Here is an 832-nt window from a genome sequence, read left to right as displayed (position 1 = left end):
CTGTATTGTAAAGCCACTTGCAAAAACTCTTCAAATGTTTCATAACTATCTATATCTTTAGGAGCTTTTAGATTTTTACCACTTAGCATTTCATAAGCTAGTTTTTCATACCAATTTAGTATTTTTTTATATTCTTTTGCTAATTCTTCACTTCTTGCTCTTTTAAAATCTTGTGATAATCTATTTGCTTCATCAGCTAAGTATTTTGGCATTTTTGAAATATCGCTTTGAGTTATTAAACCTTTTGCTACCATAGAATTAAGTGGTTTTGCGACATTTTGTGCGAATTCTTTATAATCTACAAATCTATCCCCGCCACTCATCTTGCCCCAATAAGTTCTCTCGCCTTCTACTAAAAAATGATTATTTCTTAATACGGCTATTAATATTCCACCACGACTTACATCTCCTTGATTGTTTTTATAATTATCGCCTTTAGCGTCCCATAAAATAGAATAACCTTGAGAAAAACTATCGCTATGCACGGGAAACATATCCATTTTGCCATCACCATCATAATGAAATAGTGTATCAGCACCCTTTATTCTTTGAAAATCTCGTGCATGAATATTCTTATCATTATAATCTTCAAAATCATATCTAGTTTGTAAAATCTTGCCTACACTAAAGGTACTATTATCTATCTCAAACCCACATGGCAAATTGTTAATATCTTCTTTACTAAAAAATTCTTTAGAGTTTAAAAAATCTTCACTTACAACTTGGCTTAAGACTTTATAAGCATTTCCAACGCTTTTTGCTATATCAATTTCCATGAATCTTTTACCTATTATATGAGCTTTATTGTTTTGTTCTACTAAAGATTTTAAAC

1 protein-coding gene is annotated in these 832 nt (G+C 30.2%); it reads right to left on the bottom strand.

Annotated features, from left to right (window positions below; all coding sequences use genetic code 11):
- Positions 1 to 776 (bottom strand): Cj0814 family flagellar-dependent secreted protein (locus AVBRAN9334_RS10070; RefSeq protein ID WP_442862423.1); only part of this gene is annotated, 776 nt, incomplete at its 3' end.
- Positions 777 to 832: the final 56 nt, after the last annotated feature.

Origin of the sequence: Campylobacter sp. RM9334, assembly GCF_020138145.1 — a bacterium.
Lineage (GTDB): Bacteria > Campylobacterota > Campylobacteria > Campylobacterales > Campylobacteraceae > Campylobacter_E.
This window is presented reverse-complemented; position numbering and strand designations above follow the sequence as displayed.